Origin of the sequence: Arthrobacter sp. NPDC093125, assembly GCF_044754225.1 — a bacterium.
GTDB lineage: Bacteria > Actinomycetota > Actinomycetes > Actinomycetales > Micrococcaceae > Arthrobacter.
Map to the genome: position 1 here is coordinate 1 of NZ_JBIVOQ010000016.1, position 19,130 is coordinate 19,130.

16 protein-coding genes and 1 pseudogene are annotated in these 19,130 nt (G+C 62.4%); 11 read left to right on the forward strand and 6 right to left on the reverse strand.

Annotated features, from left to right (window positions below):
* The first annotated feature begins 502 nt into the window (after nt 1-502).
* Together ACIP9X_RS19445 and ACIP9X_RS19450 are read left to right on the forward strand one after the other, a co-directional pair.
* Nucleotides 503-1,102: a helicase associated domain-containing protein gene (locus ACIP9X_RS19445; protein WP_400481401.1), complete on the forward strand. Its 600-nt coding sequence runs from the start codon at nt 503-505 to the stop codon at nt 1,100-1,102.
* Nucleotides 1,103-1,815: 713 nt separating this feature from the next.
* Nucleotides 1,816-2,367, forward strand: coding sequence for a hypothetical protein (locus ACIP9X_RS19450; protein ID WP_400481402.1), 552 nt, complete (start codon nt 1,816-1,818; stop codon nt 2,365-2,367).
* Between the two features lie 523 nt (nt 2,368-2,890).
* On the opposite strand, the gene ACIP9X_RS19455 is transcribed toward ACIP9X_RS19450, so the two are convergent.
* Nucleotides 2,891-3,715 carry an alpha/beta hydrolase gene (locus ACIP9X_RS19455; RefSeq protein ID WP_400481403.1) on the reverse strand — a complete coding sequence of 275 codons (825 nt, stop codon included), beginning with the start codon at nt 3,713-3,715 and terminating at the stop codon, nt 2,891-2,893.
* Nucleotides 3,716-3,906: 191 nt separating this feature from the next.
* Between ACIP9X_RS19455 and ACIP9X_RS19460 the strand changes: the two are divergent.
* Both ACIP9X_RS19460 and ACIP9X_RS19465 read left to right on the forward strand, forming a co-directional pair.
* Nucleotides 3,907-4,061: pseudogene (locus ACIP9X_RS19460) on the forward strand (IS1634 family transposase); the annotation flags it as partial.
* A gap of 250 nt (nt 4,062-4,311) precedes the next feature.
* Nucleotides 4,312-5,178 carry a DUF429 domain-containing protein gene (locus tag ACIP9X_RS19465; RefSeq protein WP_400481404.1) on the forward strand — a complete coding sequence of 289 codons (867 nt, stop codon included), beginning with the start codon at nt 4,312-4,314 and terminating at the stop codon, nt 5,176-5,178.
* Between the two features lie 646 nt (nt 5,179-5,824).
* On the opposite strand, the gene ACIP9X_RS19470 is transcribed toward ACIP9X_RS19465, so the two are convergent.
* Complete coding sequence (locus ACIP9X_RS19470) at nt 5,825-6,166, reverse strand: tyrosine-type recombinase/integrase (protein WP_400481405.1); 342 nt, start codon at nt 6,164-6,166, stop codon at nt 5,825-5,827.
* A 63-nt stretch (nt 6,167-6,229) separates the two neighbouring features.
* Nucleotides 6,230-6,400, reverse strand: coding sequence for a hypothetical protein (locus ACIP9X_RS19475; protein ID WP_400481406.1), 171 nt, complete (start codon nt 6,398-6,400; stop codon nt 6,230-6,232).
* A gap of 485 nt (nt 6,401-6,885) precedes the next feature.
* Between ACIP9X_RS19475 and ACIP9X_RS19480 the strand changes: the two genes are divergently transcribed.
* The 4 genes from ACIP9X_RS19480 to ACIP9X_RS19495 all read left to right on the forward strand — a co-directional run bounded on the left by ACIP9X_RS19480 (nt 6,886) and on the right by ACIP9X_RS19495 (nt 9,964).
* Complete coding sequence (locus ACIP9X_RS19480; RefSeq protein ID WP_400481407.1) at nt 6,886-7,698, forward strand: hydrolase; 813 nt, start codon at nt 6,886-6,888, stop codon at nt 7,696-7,698.
* Between the two features lie 227 nt (nt 7,699-7,925).
* Nucleotides 7,926-8,618 carry an MSMEG_4193 family putative phosphomutase gene (locus ACIP9X_RS19485; protein ID WP_400481408.1) on the forward strand — a complete coding sequence of 231 codons (693 nt, stop codon included), beginning with the start codon at nt 7,926-7,928 and terminating at the stop codon, nt 8,616-8,618.
* A 24-nt stretch (nt 8,619-8,642) separates the two neighbouring features.
* Complete coding sequence (locus ACIP9X_RS19490) at nt 8,643-9,197, forward strand: DUF3090 domain-containing protein (RefSeq protein WP_400481409.1); 555 nt, start codon at nt 8,643-8,645, stop codon at nt 9,195-9,197.
* On the forward strand, nt 9,197-9,964 hold the full coding sequence (locus ACIP9X_RS19495; RefSeq protein WP_400481410.1) for an SCO1664 family protein: 768 nt from the start codon (nt 9,197-9,199) through the stop codon (nt 9,962-9,964). Before ACIP9X_RS19490 ends, ACIP9X_RS19495 begins: the two co-directional genes overlap by 1 nt.
* 627 nt (nt 9,965-10,591) lie before the next feature.
* Here ACIP9X_RS19495 and ACIP9X_RS19500 read toward each other — a convergent pair.
* The 3 genes from ACIP9X_RS19500 to ACIP9X_RS19510 form a co-directional block, all read right to left on the reverse strand.
* Nucleotides 10,592-11,800, reverse strand: a complete 1,209-nt coding sequence (locus ACIP9X_RS19500; RefSeq protein ID WP_400481411.1) for a fatty acid desaturase family protein — start codon at nt 11,798-11,800, stop codon at nt 10,592-10,594.
* A 131-nt stretch (nt 11,801-11,931) separates the two neighbouring features.
* Entirely contained in the window at nt 11,932-12,567 is a 636-nt protein-coding gene (locus tag ACIP9X_RS19505) for a TetR/AcrR family transcriptional regulator (protein WP_400481412.1), read from the reverse strand.
* 891 nt (nt 12,568-13,458) lie between these two features.
* Complete coding sequence (locus ACIP9X_RS19510; RefSeq protein WP_400481413.1) at nt 13,459-14,391, reverse strand: LysR family transcriptional regulator; 933 nt, start codon at nt 14,389-14,391, stop codon at nt 13,459-13,461.
* Between the two features lie 157 nt (nt 14,392-14,548).
* Between ACIP9X_RS19510 and ACIP9X_RS19515 the strand changes: the two genes are divergently transcribed.
* The 3 genes from ACIP9X_RS19515 (at nt 14,549) to ACIP9X_RS19525 (ending at nt 18,710) form a co-directional block, all read left to right on the forward strand.
* Nucleotides 14,549-15,853, forward strand: coding sequence for an SRPBCC family protein (locus ACIP9X_RS19515; protein ID WP_400481414.1), 1,305 nt, complete (start codon nt 14,549-14,551; stop codon nt 15,851-15,853).
* On the forward strand, nt 15,850-17,265 hold the full coding sequence (locus ACIP9X_RS19520; RefSeq protein WP_400481415.1) for a ferredoxin reductase: 1,416 nt from the start codon (nt 15,850-15,852) through the stop codon (nt 17,263-17,265). Before ACIP9X_RS19515 ends, ACIP9X_RS19520 begins: the two co-directional genes overlap by 4 nt.
* A 479-nt stretch (nt 17,266-17,744) precedes the next feature.
* Nucleotides 17,745-18,710 (forward strand): sugar phosphate isomerase/epimerase family protein, encoded by a 966-nt coding sequence (locus ACIP9X_RS19525; RefSeq protein WP_400481416.1) that lies wholly within the window; start codon nt 17,745-17,747, stop codon nt 18,708-18,710.
* The last annotated feature ends 420 nt before the right edge of the window (nt 18,711-19,130 follow it).

The following is a 19,130-nucleotide window of genomic DNA, read 5'->3' on the forward strand; positions in this document are numbered from 1 at the left end:
AATGCGGGCCCACTGCCCATCAGTCAAAACAGAAGTACGAGACACCCTTCAAGCATCCCGAAGAGCGAGCCGAGAATTTAGGAGACACGCCCTAGCGGACGGACAACGTCCGGCGCCTCACAGACTCCGAGTAGGACGTCGTCGCCTGGCGTACCGCCCAAACTGCGGGGCGTCAGATGGGCGAATAGGTTAGTGGGCTTCCTGCCCAGTTAGTGGGGTGCGATAACACGGTCGGATTCCTGAACGAACCATCCTTGATGTTCGGACAGGGCCCGCGCTTCAGCTTCTGCCTTGCTGGCGGCCAGTCGCAAAGTACGTCAATGATCTGGGTCATAGGGTCCGGCACCTGGTCGTTGCCGATCTTTAGATTTACGTCAGCTGGGCTGATGTGCGGCATGCTTCTCCCATTTGTCGTGATGGCGCCGCCGGGCTGCTTCTTGCTGCTCAGCCCGAGGTCCCGCCAGCCTAGGGCACTTGGGGTGCGGCTGGCAGGATGGGGTGCGTGGGGAGAATGAAGAGGGACCGGGCACCGAACCAGGAGTGGGTCATGATGTACCACGGCGCTGATCCTGACCTTCAGGCCGCGCAAGAGGCAGCCGCCGCGCAGAAGACCGCACGTGCGGCGACGTCCCAGGCCTGGAGCGGATGCGGCAGCTCGTGGCGATGGTCCAGGAGACGGGCCGCTACCCGTCCCGGACCGCGGAAAGCAGCGCGGAGCGCAGCCTGGCCGCATGGCTGCAACGGCGTCGGGAAGACGGGCGGGCGGGCGGGAACCTTGGCCGCGGCTTACCGCGACGGCTTGGCGGTGCTCCCGGGCTGGCAGACTCCCCCGCGGGCAGAAACTGACGAGGCACGGTGGCAGGAGCGACTCAAGGCACTGGCCGTCTACCGGGAGGCTGGCAATGACTGGCCGCGGCACAAGGCTGCCATCGCTGGCCAGGAGAAGGAACTGGGCGTCTGGGTGCACCTCCAGCGGTCCAAACTGCACCGTGGCGCACTGAATTCGGCCAAGGAGCAGGCGTTGGATCAGGCCGTGCCAGGCTGGCGGGAGGGCAGGCAGCGAGGCCAAACCGTCAGGGCCGCTGGCCTCTCATCTCGCTGATCCCTTGGAAGGACCTTGTTCCCGCACCCCTCACCCCCTCAAACGAGGGGTCAAATTGGTCGCGGACTCTCGGGTGACCACGCGTTTCCCAATGCCTGAAGCCGAAACTTCTTGTGTCCCTGAAGCTGAAGGTAGCCGCTAACCCGCCGCTTCAGAACGCCGGGTCCGGGAACGCATTCCCCCTGAAGCACCCCGGACCCGGCGGACACACAACTGGGCGGCGTGATACTGCCCGGTGAATGAAGAAAGGGCGCAGCCTCCTGGTTGTCAGAAGCTGCGCCCTTGTCTGGCTCTTTCCTCAGGTCCCGTAGAAAGTTGGGCTACTGGGCGCGTGCATGTGAATTGCTGACAGTCCGATGCCCGTTCTGCTCGAGCTAAGCCTGCAACTATTCAGGTGTCGTTCAGACGGGAGCCTCCTGTGACTGGACCTCCGGTAGGCGGATGCGGTGCCCAAGTGCCGCTGCAAAATCCGGAGTGGCCTGACCGTTGCCTTCCGGCGCCTATTGGCCTGTTACCGGCGGTAACTGGCGAATGGAGAAAGGGTCACAAACGCCTTTCGGCGGCCCGGAAATGCGCCGCGGTTTTACATTCCCGTGATCGGTTTCCCGGCGGTTTAACGGTTGCACGAAGAACCGGAAACATCCCTCGTTTCGGGCTTTTGGCGCTCCTACTCTGGAGCTGTCCAATCACTCACACCCGAAAGGGGTACTCACATGAAAAAAGTAGGCGCCTGGCTGACAGCCATCATTGTGGCTCTCGGGCTGGGCCTGCTGGTTCCGGGGTCCGCCTCCGCAACCACTTCCTACTGCGGACTGGCCTGGGGCTCACTTGCCAAGTCCAACCAGGCCATGAGCGCGGCGTCAGTAACCAATGTCCGCACGGGTAAGTACTACTGCTTCGACCGCCTGGTGATCGACATCAAGGGGAAGCCAACCGGCTACAACGTCCGCTACGTCTCGAAGGTTGTACAGGACGGCTCCGGACTTCCCATCAAGCTGAGGGGCGGTGCATTCCTGCAGGTCACCGCCCACTCGCCCAGCTATGACAGCGCCACGGGCAAGGCCACCTTCGTGCCGGCCAACCGCTCCGAGGTGACCAACGTTTCGAAGTACCAGACGTTCCGGCAGGTCGCGTGGGCGGGCAGCTTCGAGGGCCGCACCGCCCTAGGCCTCGGTGTCCGCGCACGGCTGCCGTTCAAGGTCTTCACCCTTGCCGGTCCCGGCAACGGATCCAGGCTCGTGATCGACGTAGCCCACCAATGGTGACAGCTACGGCCAGATAAGAGGCGGTGCCCCGCTCCCAGAGTGAGACGGGGCGCCGTTTTGCCCGCACCGTAAGGATGCAACGTTTTACCCGACTTGGGCGCCGCGGCGACGTGACGACTCGAAACGATCATCGCCCAGTTCCGGCAAGAGCCCACGGATGACACGCTCTCATAGTCACTGAACTCTCTGGTTCCGGCTAGGTGGCTTGCCAGGACGACGTAGTGACCAACCATTCCTCGCAATTGTTTTCCCTGAATGCACGAGACGCCTCGCTGATTCTCGGATCTGCTCATCGCGCAGCCAATCAAGGCGTTCCACCGGCCGCTGGAGTTGGCGATGCAGCCAGCCAGCAAAGAATCCACCATTCGTGTCCGGCGTCTCGTCCAGACCGATCACTGTGAGTCCGTCTCCGTCATAGACGTGGTGCGTTTCCCATTGCACGGACTCCCAGACTTCCACCTGTCCATTGACGTGAGGCGTGGGGGTGAGGCCGAAACGCGCGTGTACTCGGCGTCCTGACCCGTCACGGGCACCCGGTCGCACCGCCGCGGCCAGCCACGTCGACGAGGGCACCGACGAGTTCGGGACCCAGCGCCAGTGCTGCATCGTTGTGGTTCGCCTCCGCTACCTCCACCTCGATGACGTAGTTTCCGGACTCCCGGGCCGCCTGAGCCACGTCCCGGCTCTGCTGTGCCGGCACGATGGTGTCCGCGCTCCCGTAGACCACGGCGATTGGGACGTCGGCGCGCGCTACGTTCTCGCGTACCGGGTAGTGATCACGAAGCATCCAGCCCACGGGCACGCCGTAGGCTGCCCGGCCGACGTCGGCCAGCGAGGTAAAAGGTGAACGAAGCAGCATCGCGGCTGGCGGGTGCTCGGTGGCGAGCTCCGTGACCACCCCGGCGCCGATGCTCTCCCCGAAATAGACGAGTGAGCCCGCCGGTACTCCTGCCGCACCTGTCAGGAACTCGCGAGCAGCGCGGACATCGCGCGCGAGACCATCCTCAGACGGGTACCCGGGATTCGCCGCGTAACCGCGATAGTCGAAGAGCAGCACGCCCAACCCGAGCTCACTGATCGCTCGTCCCAGCCCTGCCCGATAAGCCCGGTTGCCGCCGTTGCCCGGTGCGACGAGCACGGTCGCGCGGCAGCCGACTGCGGCTGGCAAGTACCAGGCACCGAGCTCGAGTCCGTCACTCGTCGTGAGCGTGACTTCCCGGGCTCCGGGCAACAGCTCCGCGGCCGGGCGTGGCTGACCGCGGTCTGGAAAATAGATGAGCGAGCGTTGGAAGAACCACGGCACGCCAATAAGGAGCCCGACGACGACGAACAGCGTCGCGAGCGGCATGATCCTTCGCACCGTCAACTTTTTCGGCACCGTCCAATGATCGCAGAGCGGTTCGCGCCGCACACGGCACGTGGCCCACGACCTGATCACCGACCGCTGACGCACGCCGTCGAGCACGTACATGGAGAAGAAGAAATTCGACAGTCGTGCGCACGCGGCATTTCTGCCAGGACGCCAGCGACCCCGGATGGCCTATGTTCCACCGCACCCGCGACACGATCGAGGCACACCTGACGATCGTGTTCACCGCGCTTGCCGTCTCCAGAACCGTCCAGAACAAGACCGGGCGTGCGGTCGCCAACGTCATCAACAACTCCGGCCCCTGCACTCAGCAACCATCGCCGTGGTGGAAAATGGTGGAAAGAAGCGACGGCGGAAAGCTTGCCGCTAACCTGACTTGGCTCATTTCCTTAGTGCGTGAATTTTGGGGCCGTGGATCGCATTGAGGATGGCTTGCTGCTCTGCGTTGATGTCGGGGTCGAATCTTTGTGTGGTGCCGTTGATGATCTTTCCCTACATGCATTTACAAAGAACCCGACCCAATTCCAGGTTGGTTGACCTTGACCTGGGTGTCGCCGGCGATAAGAATCCTGAGAATGATGACGGTGGCCGTCGGCATCGACGTTGGGCTCCTTGACGGCAAGGGGCTCGACCTTGTTGCCTTGGACGGCTCCCGCCAGATCCGCCACGCAGTCCCGCACCTTCGCGATCTCAACGAACTCATACGGATCGTGGAGACGCTCGCGCCTGAAGTCGTCTGTATCGATTCGCCGTCACAGTGGGCGGAGCCGGGCACCCGTCGCCCCGCCGAGCTGGACTTGGCCCGACGAGGGATCAACCTCTACGCCACTCCGTCGGCAGACCGCGCCCGTCCATTCCACCGCTGGATGCATGACGGGTTCAGTGTCTATGCAGCACTCGCCCACATGTACCCCCGATATACCGGCGGCGACGTTCGCGGGAAAGCGGCCGAGTACTTCCCGCATGCCTCTGTAGTTGCGCTGAATGGACGGATCGGGGAGTTTGCCGAGAAGAGCCCGATCCGCCGGCAGCTGTTAGCGGAGCAAGGAGTCGATGAGCGGGCGCTGACCGGCGCTGACCAGGTAGACGCGGCGCTAGGAGCGCTTACGGGACTCATCGCCTTGGTAGGGCGGCATTCCTGGGTGGGCGAGGGGACGGATGCGATGCTTCTTCCCGTGCCGGAGCTGAGTGCACAGTACCTACGCGCTCCTGCAGCCCCGGCCGCTCGGAGCGTGGGCGGTGCTGCGCGCCCGCCGTTTCCAGCCGACGAGAAGCGTGCGCCTTGTCTCTGCGGATGCGGCGGAACGCCAGCAGGGCGGCAATCACGCTTCATGCGTGGCCATGATCACCGGGTAAAACCCCGCGACGGGCCGAAGATGGAACGGATTGCCGTAACCCCGGACAACCTGTGCAAAGCAGCGTGCCTGATGCAGACTCGATGACGTCAAGGACGTTTGCCGAAGCGTCACAACCGTGAGGGAGCCTGCCAGCAAAAGAGAAGCAACAGCGGTTAGGGACTTGGCTGCAGAGCAGAGGGTCTTCATGGTCCTTCAATCTCAAGTGGGCTCTCCCACGCTAACTTTTAGCACCGGCCAAGACGGGCAGGCGGGTGCATGGCGCCTGTCAAACGCCGCTGCTGCGTCGCTCCTTTGGTTGGTCCGCTTCGGGTCCAGGCGGTCCTCAAGCGCATGGTCTACTGCTTGCTGCCTGGGCCTAGCCATGGTGCGGTAAACCTTCCTCAGTTAGCTGCGGCAATCCTGACCCTCGCGCGGGTACCGATCCGCCTTTCCTTGGCCACCGGTCGATGGCTCACAGCCAGGGAGGCGCCTGAGCTGCCCGGAAGGATTTCGCTTAACTTTGCAATTTCGAGGATGTGTTCGGAAGTGAAGATGATCGTTCCTTTTCCCCAGCAGGCATGGGGAAAGCGCACGCTGGTCGCCCCGTCCCGCAGCCATGACTCCTACAGCGCATGAGAGCGGCAGCTTCGGCCGGCTCGAAGAATTCGATGTCCACGGGAACCTCCATCGGGAAGGAGTTGGTTTCCACTTTCATGCGAGTATGAGGACTCGCCGACATGACTGGAGCACGTCACTGCTGGAATGCTGTCACCGAACGTTCCGTAGCGTCAGCGCCGGCCTGAAGCGCCTCCGGCATCACGTGGCCATAGACCTGCTCCGTTGTCCTCGTAGAGGCATGCCCCAACCGACGTGAGATGGTGAACAGGGGCACCCGGTCCTGGATCAGCCAGGACGCATGAGTGTGCCGAAGGTCGTGAATCCTCGGGTTCTTCGTCAACCCAAGAGCTTGGGCCGTGCGAACTGCGGGAACCCAGTAATGGTGCCAATAGAGCTTATGAATGATGCGCTCACCCTTGCGCGTCGTAAACACAAGAACCTTACCGGGATGGCTGGCTACCAACGGAATCAGCAACTCCGCCAGGACCGGGTTCAGGCCGATGGTCCGCTTACCAGCCCCTGTCTTGGTTGCACCGACCTAGTACTGGTTCTGCCCATCCCGCTTCCAGGCCTTGTTGATCCGGGCAGTCGGAGGCCTGGAGAGCAGGTCCACGTCTGCCACAGTCAATGCGGTGGCTTCCCGGAAGCGGGTACCTGTCATGACCAGGAAATCGGTGAAGGCTTTGTACCGCTCCCCCATACCCTCCATGATCAGGCGGTATTCGGCATGGTGAGGAACATGGCCTCGTCCTCCGCCATTTCAGACCCTTTCATCGACTGAAGTTCGCGCTTCCATGAATTAACCGGCTGCTGTAGGCGCAGAAGCCTCCCGCGAGAGGATGACTCTCTAGCCTCAAATACCCTGAACCGGGACGCACCGCACGTTGTCTCATCCAAGCTGGGGCACAGTCAGGAATCCGGCCACCCGTCTGTCTCACGTATGCCGCAATGCGCCCGCCCCGGGCTTTCGTAAAATCCCAAAGACCAACCTCACCGAGACGTCGTAGGCCAAAGCGCCGCCTCCACGTCTATCGGCCCAGCCAAAAGAGAACGGCGGCACGCGAACTCAATTGATACCGCAAAGATCTCTCTTCCTAGGACACCTTCGCGTCTCATAGTCTGGGCACGCCATCCCGCCACCGAAGGTGAAGAAGACGGGAAAGCATGACAGGTGACGCTTAGAAGGGACCAACCATGCTGATCTGCGCAACCTGCGCCGTCGAACGCGACGAACCCACCCCGGAGCTCTGCCCGATCTGCACCGATGAGCGGCAGTATGTGCCCGAGGACGGGCAAAAGTGGCTCACACTGGACGGACTAGCGCAGGAGGGCCAGCCGTCATTGTTGAAGGAGAACGAGCCCGGACTTATCGCGATCAAAACGGAGCCAAAGGTCGGGATCGGCCAGACCGCTCAGCTTGTGGTGACACACGGTGGCTCGCTACTGTGGGATCCGGTCGGCTACGTCGATGACGCCGCTGTGAAGGCAGTGCTGGAGCGAGGCCCGGTCCTGGCGATCGCCGCTAGCCATCCGCACATGTTTGGTGTGCAGGTCGAATGGTCGCATCGGCTCGGTGGCGTCCCCGTACTAGTCGCCGATGCAGACCGGCGATGGCTGGGGCGCAACGATCCGATCATCGAATACTGGTCCGGCAGCCAGAGCATCGCCGAGGGGTTGACACTACACCAGACCGGGGGCCACTTCCCGGGCAGCGCTGTGGTCCACTGGGCTGCAGGAGCGGGCGGCAGAGGAGTCCTGCTGAGCGGTGACAGCGTGTACCCGAATCCAGACCGTCGCTCCATCTCCTTCATGCGCAGCTACCCGAATCATTTACCGCTATCCGGAGCGGTGGCGCTGCGGATAGCAGCGCAACTGGAAGAGCTCAAGTTCGACCGGATCTACGGCAACTTCAACAATGTAATCGAGTCCGGAGCCAAGGCCATTTTGCACGATTCTGCCCAAAGGCACGCCGCCTGGGCGCAAGGAGATTACCACCATTTGACCTGAACCGCCCATTTTCCCTTAACGTCAGTTTGGAATCGAGTAGAGGTTCATGCTGGATCAAGGATTATCGGGGAAGCCTTCGGTGCATTCAGCGAAGTTAACGGATCCCCGCCGGATGAAAGGACCTAACCAAAGGACCTAACCAAGTACTACTGGGCGCCGTCCGTATGTCGCGGCATCAAACCTGGTGCGATTCAAACCGCCGTCGAGCCGGTGGTTAGGCTGGGTGGATGGCGACAGTTATTCTCGTGCGGCACGGCCGCACCTCAGCCAATGCCACTGGAGTGCTGGCCGGTCGGGCCATCGGCGTCAGCCTGGACCAGATCGGGCGCGACCAGGCGGCTCTGACCGGAGACCGGCTCGCAGCCGTGCCCGTAGTCGGGGTAGTGTCGAGCCCTCTTGAGCGTTGTCAGCAGACCGCCCAGCTCATCCTCGATCGCCAGGCTGGCACCCCGCATGCGCCGGTCGATCTCGATCTCACCGAGTGCGATTACGGCCAGTGGCAGGGCCGCACGCTCACTGATCTCGCGACCGAGGATTTGTGGTCGGTTGTGCAGTCGCAACCGTCCGCCGTCATCTTTCCCGGCGGTGAATCCATGGCCGCGATGCAGGCTCGGTCGGTAGCAGCGATTCGACGCCACGATGCAGCCTTCGAAGCCGAGTACGGGCCAGGGGCCGTGTGGGTGGCGGTGAGTCACGGTGACATCATAAAGTCAGTCCTCGCCGACGCGCTCGGCATGCACCTTGACCTGTTCCAGCGTATTAACGTGGGCCCCGCCTCCGTATCGATCGTGCGCTACGGCGCTGGTCGGCCGAGCGTCTACGCGACCAACACCGACGCGGGGGATCTGTCGTGGCTGTCGAACGGCATCCACTCTGGCGATGCGCCGGTGGGCGGCGGTGCAGGGCAAAAGGCGCCATGACTTTCATGTGCCTAAAATACTGACATGCCTACACGTGTTCACGAGTTTGCCTGGCCTGATCGGGTCGTCGTTGGCACCATTGGCCGTCCGGGGGCGCGCACGTTCTACCTGCAGGTGCGCGCAGGGACGCAGATCGTGAGTATTGCCCTGGAGAAGCAGCAGTCGGCCCTGCTCGCCGAGAAGATCGACGAAATTCTCGACCAGCTCGTCACCGTCGAGGGCAACCCCTTCAGCGTTCCCACGAGTATTCCCATTGAACTTGTCGACAACGACCAGCTCGAGGCCGTTCAGGAGCAGTTTCGTACCGGCGCCATGAGCTTAGGTTGGGACCCAACGACGGCGCAGGTCGTTATAGAGGCCTACCCCATCATTGATGTCGATGCTGATGACAACGACGAATCCCTTGATGAGGACGGCGCTAAGGAGCCCGAAATGCTACTGGTGCGAATGCCGGTCGGCGCTGCCCGCGCATTCGCGAAGCACACCCGTGAGGTCGTGGGAGCCGGGCGTCCGCTGTGCTCGCTCTGCGGTTTCCCCATAGACGCCGACGGGCACATCTGCACGCTTCCCGAGGTCTGATGCCAGCGCCGGACCTAGTGACCGCCGAGCTGACGCTCACCGGTCGCATCACGACGGCTTCAAACGCTACATTCCTGGGCAGCATCGGCGACGTGGTCGTCGTCTATAAGCCGATACCAGGCGAAACTCCGCTGTGGGATTTTCCCCATGGCACCCTGGCTCACCGGGAGGTGGCCGCCTACCTGGTCTCGCAGGTCTTCGGCTGGGACGTCGTGCCGCACACCTGGCTGCGCGATGGTCCGATGGGCGAAGGAATGGTGCAGCTCTGGCAGGAGCAAGACCCCGCACAAAGCGCCGTGAACCTGGTCGCGACGGACCACGTGCCGGAGACGGGCTGGAAACACGTTCTCGAGGGACGAGATGAGAACGGACGGACGGTCGCCCTCGTTCACGAAGACTCGCCAGCGCTCAGACGCATGGCGGTGTTCGACGTGGTAGTCAACAACGCCGACCGCAAAGGCGACCACATTCTCGCCATGCCGGACGGACACCGGTACGGCGTGGACCATGGGCTCACCTTTCACCCTGGCCACAAGCTGCGCACGGTGCTGTGGGGGTGGCTAGGAGAGGCTCTGACCACCGATGAACGCGACAGCATCGATCGTGTCAGCGAAGGACTGCACGGTGAGCTGGGCCGAAACCTAGCGGACTTGCTCAGCGCCGAAGAAATCGCTTCGCTCGCCGCGCGCTGCGCCCGGTTGCGCTTGGCAGGGCGGTTTCCGACTCCGAGCGGTGAGATGTCGGCCGTGCCCTGGCCCCTGTTCTGAGGGAATCACGGGCTTCGCAGGCTGCACGGCATGGATTATAGGGTAGTGACGGAGCTCATCATTCCTAAGCGCGAGCTCGGCTGGCGATTCTTTAAGGAGCGAGGCCCTGGTGGGCAACCCTCTGTTCCGAAGGTTTCGGCGATGGGAGAGACATCAAACTGTCACCGGGGATTTCGCCGCCCAAACGCCGATATCCAACCTTTTATCAACATAAGTTGACCGAAGGTCCATTACCGGCTAACAAAATTAGCCGGGGAGTGCCCGCAAAGGGCGCTGTTCGTGCCCTCACTTGTGACGTTTTCTCCCGTGACTCCGTACGCATCAGAACTGCTCAGCCGGCGCAGGGTTCGGGGCGGGATGGTCAGCAAGGCACGGTCAGAAGGTGTCATTGTGGCGCACATCAGCAAAGGCGCAGCGGGCTCCCACACGGCAACGAGGCTCGGGTCCAAGGCGGTGACACCCTGGGGTTCCGCTTCAGTGTTGGCCGAGACATCGTGCCCGTAATGGTTCGTGCCGCCTGCAACTTAGTGATTCGGCTGCCCGTCGAGTACACGGCCGGTGTTGTCGGCTACGAGTTTGTGGATTTCTTTGCGGTTGACACCGGCATCGGAGGCTAAGCGGTCTGTACTACCTATTCTTTTTGGGCGGTAGTGCGAGCTTGCAGATCTTGGCCCAGGTGGAGCCGACTTGCTTCCAGATGGGGCCGGTGGTGTAGATGAGCCCGTAGCGTTGGCAGATTTCGCGGACCTTTGGAGCGATTTCTGCGTACCGGTTGGAGGGCAGGTCCGGGAAGAGGTGGTGTTCGATCTGGTGGGAGAGGTTGCCGGTCATCAGGTGCATGAATTTGGATCCGGAGATGTTGGCGGAGCCAATCATCTGGCGGACGTACCAGTCGCCGCGGGTTTCGCCTTCCACCATGTCCTCGGTGAAGGTGTCGGTGCCTTCGGGGAAGTGGCCGCAGAAGATGACGGCGTGGGCCCAAAGATTGCGGACTGCGTTCGCCGTCAGGGTGCCGTAGAGCGCCTGTTTGCCGGAGCCGGTGAGGATGGCGACGGCGGGAGTGGCGGCGTAATCCTTGGTGAACTGCTTGAGGGCCTTTCGCCCGAGGGCCTTGAGGTCCTTGACGAGGGCCTCCTTGGACTTCTTACCTTCTTTGTATTCGGTCAGCTCAAGATCGTAGATGGCAATGCCCCACTCGAAGACCGGGGCCAAAAGCGCGTTATAGAGCGGGTTGCCCAGGTTGAACGGCGTCCATTCCTGCCCAGGGTCCATCCGCAGCAGATTGAATCCGACGTCGTTGTCCTTGCCCACCACGTTCGTCCAGCGGTGATGGGAGTCGTTGTGGGTGTGCTGCCAAGCGCGGGAGGGGGTGACGAAGTCCCATTCCCAGGTGGTGGAGTGGATATCCGGGTCACGCATCCAGTCCCACTGGCCGTGCAGCACGTTGTGCCCGATTTCCATGTTTTCCAGGATCTTGGCCAGGCTCAGCAGGGTGACGCCAGTGACCCAGGCAGCCTTGTTCTTGCTTACCAACAGCGCGGCTCGGCCGGAGAGCTCCAGGCCGCGCTGGATCGTGATCACGCGGCGAATGTACGTGGCATCCGAGGCACCGCGCTTGGCAAGGATGTCATCCCGGATCGCGTCCAGCTCGCGGCCCAGCTCGGCAACCTGCTCGTCCGAGAGGTGCGCAGCGGAAGGGGGCCGGCGCGTGGGGCCGCCGGCCTCGGCGAGAGCACCGGGCCGGATTTTCACCGCACCCGACCCCTTTCTTGTGGGGACACCGTCTTGCGCGGCAGCGTCCCCCAAGATGTCTGGTTTGTTGGTAACTGTGGTCATGCCGTGGTACTCCTCTTGGGTCGGGGTTCACGGGCCTGGCACGTGCCGGGGGCCCGTATGGAATAGTTAGTTGCCCGGCCCGCTGTGAGGTCGAGCTGGTTCGGGTCGCATCGTTTCAACCCGGGGACAGCTCAGTCTGGGCGGCCGCTGCCGTCCGGGACGAAGAGCCACGGCGGCATGAAGCTGATGAGTTCACGTGCAAGGTCGTGTGCGGTACGAGGCTCGCCCGTGCTGAAGGCGTGCATCACTCCACTCACGATCAGCCCGGCGAACGAGCTCGCCATGAGGTCGATTCGCGCGTCCGGCCATTGAGGCCTGGCGATCGCCATGATCGGGCGGCAGCCCCGGGCGAACCCTTGGATGGCTCTCGCAACGGTGCCGCCTGCGTGCTCGGAGAGCAGCAGGTGCTCGTAGAGCTCCCGGTTCTCGAAGACCGTCTGGAGGATGAGTTCGAGAGCGAACTCCGAGACGGCGTGCCCGTCGGCGCCGTGCACGGTGCGGGCCACAATGTCGAGGGCAGCAATCTCGGTGACCAGGTCATCGAGGATGAACAACGCGAGGTCCTCGACGCTGGCGAACTGCTCATAGAACCCGCTCCGGCTGAGCCCCGCTTCGTGCGCGATGCGGGTCACGGAAGCGGCACCGAAGCCTTCCGCCTTTACTACCTTCGTTAGCGCCTCCACCAGAAGGCGTTGGGACGCCTTCGCCCGAGGATCCGTTGATCCTCTCCGCGCCACGCGGGCCTGACTGCGTCCGTACTGTGCCATGAACCCATCCTAAGGAATTTATTGCACAGGTGTGCAGTTACCGGCAGTAAGGAGATCCACGCCAAGTGCACGACCAAGTAGCGGCGCCGCCGGTTACCGGTACCGTGGTACCCGAAAGCGCAGGTCCCCTGTTCAACAGACCGAGAGGGTTCGAAAGCTGCTGAGCTACTACCGGCAGTCCATCCGCTTTAAATCCAGCAGTGTCCGGGACGCCTCCGCCCGCCTGAACCAGCAGATCGCACAGTCGCTCATCGACGGTCTAACCATCAAGGTCGTGGCAGAAGCAACCCGAATATCGCGCTTCGAAGTGCGCAGAATCGGGCTTTCCTTCCTTCCCGGATCTGCACCCCAACCGCGTCGTCCCGGCAGGAGCACCTTGAGATCCTTTCCGCCCACAGCACAGAGCTGGCAGCTCTGGAGCGATCGAAGGCGGCCGTGGAAGCAAAGCAGCTCAAGCTCCTGGCCGCCGCCCGCAGAAACCGGCTCCTGAACGACTACGAACTTGCCGCCTTGAGTGGGCTGAATCCTGAAAACATTCGGAGACGACGTGAGGCATAGAAGCACGATCTGCACTCCCTGCATGATGCCTAGAAGTAGTGCGTTCTTGTCCAATCGTCGGGAAAGGTGAGTCGATGAATGCCAAACTTCCCGCTACCACGCCCGGTGCTGGGCAGGTCATCTTCCATGATCCATTGGCCGGCACGGCTGACGTAGAACCGCAACACCATCGGGGGCGCACGGCTCGTAGGACTCCTCGCCGATTTGACTCAAAAAGGATCACCAGAGAGTCCCAAGCCCGCGCAAACGCAGCCGCAAAGGTTGAGGTCTCCCGCGACCTGGCACGCTTGATAGCCGAGCACACTGCCAGAACCGAATCGCGACCATGCGATTTCAGAGATCGTCTTCGGGTCGGGCGGCCAGGATCCGGTTAGCACTGACCTGCAGGATGCCGAGCGACTCCTGGATCAGGGGCGATGCGATGCTGCCCCTGCGCACCACAGCGACAATACGGCGCGAGGGCTTCCCCTTGCCAGTAATGCGCAGTCGAACCACGTTTTCAGCACCACGCAGGGGCGCCAGTCGCGGCAGCAGGCCCACGCCCAGCCCCGCACCAACGAAGGCGATCTGGGTTTCCCATTCAACGGCCTCATGGGCAATTCGCGGTGTCACCCCGACTGCCGTGAACGCCGCGGTGAATAGGGCATGGTAGGTGGAACCGGTAGCCTCGGTGATCCAGGGTTCCGGCGCCAGCTCTTCGAGCGTCACCGTTTCCCGCGATGCCAACGGATGGTTGGAGGGAATGATCACGTCCAAGGGATCGTCGAGCAGAACGGTCTGCTCGAAGCGCGGATCGTCCTCAACATAACCGTCGGACTGCATCGCGACGACGACCGCGAGGTCGATTCGCTCGGCAACCAACAAGTCGAAGCAGCGGGCCGGGTTGGCCTCGAGTACCTGCACCTCCAGTAGGGGACGTGTCGAGCGCAGCGTGGCGGCCAGCGGCGCGAGCAACTGGGCGGCCGCCGTGGAGAACCCGCCGAGCCCAAAACGGGACTGGACCTGGTCGCCAGCCTCCATGGCCGCGGCGCGCAGGCTCTCCCATTCCGCAATGAGGGTGTCCGAACCCTCCACGAGAAAGCGGCCCGTGGCGGTCAGCCGTACACCCCGGCCGTCCTTCGTCAGCAGCTGCATTCCAAGCACACGCTGGAGCTCCCGCAATTGTGCGGAGACGGCAGAGGGAGAATAACCCGTGAGCTCCGCGGTTGCGCCAACGGTGCCGCACCGGGCAAACACCCGAAGAGTTATGAGCCGTGGATCAATCATGCACCCATTGTGCACCGTTATCTCCTAAATCTTGCGCTTTTCTTGCAGGTCGATCGTGCCTAATCTCATGAGTACAAACGCTTTCAACAACGCCAGCTGCACCCACCCACGTATGGGCCCCACGAATCGCACACTACCCAGGCCCCGGAGGAAACACATGTCTGTTCCAGTGAACTTGCCCCTCAACTCACGCGGAAAACTAGCTTCGTCATTGCCTGCCGAGCAGCTGGCAGAAATCACCGAGTTGTTCGATCTCCGGCGCGTGGGATATTCCCTCGATGCCCCCTTCTACACCGATCCCACGATTTTCAACATCGACATGCAGGCCATTTTCGGCAAGCACTGGATCTTTGCCGCCAGCATCGCTGAGCTTCCGGAGCCAGGCGACTACGTCACCGTTGACTACGGGCCATACTCCCTAATCGTGCTGCGCAATGACGACGGCGGCGTGAACGTCCTGCACAACGTGTGCCGCCACCGAGGGGCCCGCGTCCTGACCGAACCCTCGGGGTCAACAGGCAACCTGGTCTGCGGCTACCACTCTTGGACCTACTCGCCCGACGGCAATCTGATCCATGCCTCGGCGCCCGGGGAAACGAAGTTCGACAAGGGCTGCTTCGGCCTCAAGCGAGCCCACAGCCGCGTGGTCGCCGGGCTCATCTTCGTCTGCATTGCGGATGAACCGCCGGCGGATTTCGACGAAACCTCTAAGATCTTCGAGCCTTACCTCGCACCCCACGACCTGTCGAAGACCAAAATCGCCTACCAGCAGAACATCATCGAAGAGGGCAACTGGAAGCTCGTCATGGAGAACAACCGTGAGTGCTACCACTGCGACGGCCACCCGGAACTCGCCTGTTCCCTCTTTCCCACCTGGGGCCTGACGGAGGGCGTTATCCCGCCCCATCTCGAGGAGGTGTGGGACCGCAACAAGGAAGCGCAGTCCTCGCTCGAGGAGCGTTGCCGCCGCTATGGCCTTCCCTACGAGGTCGTCGAGGAGCTTGACACGCGCGTAGCGGGAATCCGCATCTCACGGGAATCACTGGACGGTGAAGGCGAATCGTTTTCCCCCGATGGGCGCAGGCTCTCCAAGAAGCTGCTCGGTGACTTGCGGGACTTCCGCCTTGGCCGCTGCTCTATGCACCTGCAGCCCAACAGCTGGTTCCATTTCCAAGGGGACCACGTCATCACGTTCGCCGTCTTCCCCGTCAACGAACACCAGACACTGGTACGCACCACCTGGCTGGTGGCTGACGACGCCGAGGAAGGTGTCGATTACGATCTGGAGAAACTCACCTACACCTGGAAGCAGACAAATCTGCAGGACAAGGCGTTCGTGGAGCTGTGCCAGAAGGGCGCTGGCAGCCCCGCCTACGAGCCCGGCCCGTACATGAAGAGCGAATACCAGGTCGAGGCATTCATCAACTGGTACGTGCAGCGTGTGCAGGAGCACTTGGCATGATTGAACTCGGCACGGAGGCGGCTACCCAGGAACCACAGCGCATCCGCGGTCTTGAGATGCCGTGGAACAGGGTGATGGGCAGCAGCGAGGGACCCGCCCGCGCCGCCCACGCACTGGGTCCTTGGCACCCGCAGGAGTTCATGGCGGAATGTGTCGAGACCGTTCCCGAGGCGGGCGGCATGATGACCTTCGTGTTCCGCCGCTGCGACGGTGCACCCCTGGCGTTCCGTGCGGGCCAGTACGTGAACATCGCCTTTCCCATGAACGGCGAGGACCAGGATCCGGTGGACCGCAGCTACTCGCTGTCCAGTTCGCCCACCCAGCCGTGGACCTTCAACATCACAGTCAAACGGGACCCCACGGGACTGGTCTCACCGTGGGTGCACGAGAACGTCAAACCCGGCACCGTGCTCGAGATGCTCGGACCGGTCGGGGCATTCCACCTGCCCGATGCCGACCGGCGGGCACGGTACCTCCTGCTGGCCGCCGGCGCAGGCATCACCCCCATCATGTCCATGGTGCGGACCATCCACTCCCTGCCAGGACAGGCGGATGTTGTAGTGCTGTACCACGGAGCGGAGGCCGGAGGATATGCCTTCCACCAGGAGCTGGCCTACATTGCCTCCGTGGACTCCCGCGTCAAGGTCTTCTACTCTCTGGGCGACCGCAACAAACCCGAGGGGTGGGAATGGCTCAGCGGAAGGCTGACGGCGGCCATGCTCGACGAGGTTGCCCCGGATGCCAACGGCCGCCAGGTCTATGCCTGCGGCCCCGAGGGTTACCTGAACACCGCCACCGAGCTCCTCAAGAAGGTCGGCGTCGACGACACCTCCATCAACATGGAATTCTTCTCGGGCGACCGCCAGACGCTCCTTGAATACCAGGCAGAGGTTGCGCTTGCAGCGGACATCGCAGAGGAAATCGCCGAGGAAATCGCCGATTCTGCGGAGGACTACTACGAAAGCCAGCCCAACGCGTTCGGGCTCTACGAGCCCGGTTACGACGCCGAGGGAACCCTGAAGGCCACGGGGCTGCCGCTGGAAACCGTCGACTCGGACGCGTCCTATTCGGAAGCCTCCGGCGGCAGTCCGAACGTGGGGCCGGAGGCCGTGTCCCCTGATGCCTCGAGCTTCGACACGGTCGGAACGGGAAGCCTTACCATGTCCTTCATGCGCACCGGCATCAATGTGCGTGTCGACCCCGCCGAACACATCCTCGGGGCGGCCCAGCGTGCGGGCGTCAGGATCGGCGCGAACTGCAAGGAAGGCATGTGCGGCTCCTGCAAGGTAGTCAAGCTTTCCGGGGAGGTCGAGATGAACCACCAAGGCGGGATCCGGGCACGGGAAATCGATGCAGGAAAGTTCCTGCCCTGCTGCTCCACCGCGCGGACCGATTTGGTGATCGACGCCTAACCGCTTCCGGCTGCTCTAGCCCAGACAGCATCAGGGATTGTTTTCACGGCAAGAATACAAGTGCGAGAATGCCCGGCGTGGCGTTTCGCTTGCCCCCATGGAGGCGCAGACTCTCCCGCGACGCAACCCGGTGGCGGTAGCAGACGGGCCGTTTTCCGATCCGGCCAGAAGCGACAGCAAAGCACTCCGAGAAAGCCGCCGCGTATCGGTGGGATCACACGGGGGTTAAGCCCACTGCGCGCACCAGTGCGTTATCAAGATAAGTCTGGATAGAGCACACCCCAACCTGACGCCGTCGACCCTTAAGTGCCTTGACCTGCATCGGGTAGGTCAAGGAACGTTTGTCCCACAGGCCTGAAATGATTGTTGTTATGTCAGGACATTAAGTCTAGGGTAGTAGGTGTCTAAAGCTATGATCCATGTGCATTTGGGGGTCTAAACCTTTAATACCAGCCTAACGACGCACGAAAGGACCGTTCATGCAGCTCGGCTTGATCACTGACTCGCTCGGTGCCCGCCCACTGGAGCAAGTGCTCGACACTGCCGCTGAACTCGGCCTGGACACCGTGGAGATCGCAACGGGCAACTGGTCCGAAGCCCCTCATGTAAAGCTCGACGAGCTCGCCTTCAGCGCCACCGCACGCAATGCCCTCGCTGAAGCCATCAGTTCGAGGGGCCTAACCCTGAGCGCCCTGAACGCAAATGGCAACCAGCTCCACCCGGTCACTGGAAGCGCCCATGACGGCGTTGTGCGGGACACCATCAAGGTGGCCTCGGAGATGGGTGTTCCTACGGTGGTGCTGATGTCCGGGCTCCCCGGTGCCCGCGGCGAGCAATCACCGAACTGGATCACCACCTCGTGGCCCCCGGAGACTCTCGAAATCCTCGAATACCAGTGGTCCGATGTCGCAGCGCCCTACTGGGTGGAACTCTCTGACTTCGCACGTCGCCTCAACGTCCGTCTTGCCGTCGAAATGCACGGGCGGCAGCTCGTCTTCAACGTGGCCACCTTGAAGCGGCTCCAAGGCATTGTTGGCGACGATGTTGTGGGGGCTAACCTTGATCCTTCGCATCTTATGTGGATGGGCGCAGATATCCTGGCGGTCATCCGCGCGCTCGGCTCATCGATCTTCCATGTGCACGCCAAGGACGCACGAATCGAAAAACCCAACACGGCAGTCAACGGCATCCTCGACACCCTCCCCCCGGCCCGCACCGCGGACCGTTCATGGAACTACGTCACCCTCGGCCTCGGCCACCCGGGCGGAGCTGCTTTCTGGGCAGACTTCGTCTACACGCTCCAGTCCGTCGGCTACACCGGCCCCCTCAACATCGAGCACGAGGACGTCATCGTGAACTCGGGCGAGGGTGTTCACAAATCTGCTGAGCTCCTGCGTTCCGTGGTGCTCCGCGATGCACCGGACTGGGTCCCCGCACGGATCTGACCTCCCCACCACCAAAGGGACAGCACAAGCAGACGACGATGTCTCCCGCTCCCCCGTAAGCAAGGAACCGCAAGCTCTTTTCGGCCCCAAATGGGACTTATCATTACTCGCTCCGATCAGAAGCAGCGTGATGTTGCGGTCTGGCCGGAAAATTTCGCATGAAGAAAGGACACTAGGCGATTTCAGCGACGATTGCCCGTCAAGGGATCCTGGCGAAGGCCAACGCCGCCCCCGACCGAGCCATATTCGCAGACGGATTTTCCTGCCGCTCCCAAATCAAAGACCTTGCCGGCTTGCGGTCTGCACGTCGTACAGCTTCTGGCCGCAGCACTCCGCCCGGAGCGGCCTCGCAAATAATCGCACCTCAGGGCGTGGCTTCACCACAAAAGGCCACGGCACGTCAAGACCTGCCTTCTTGAA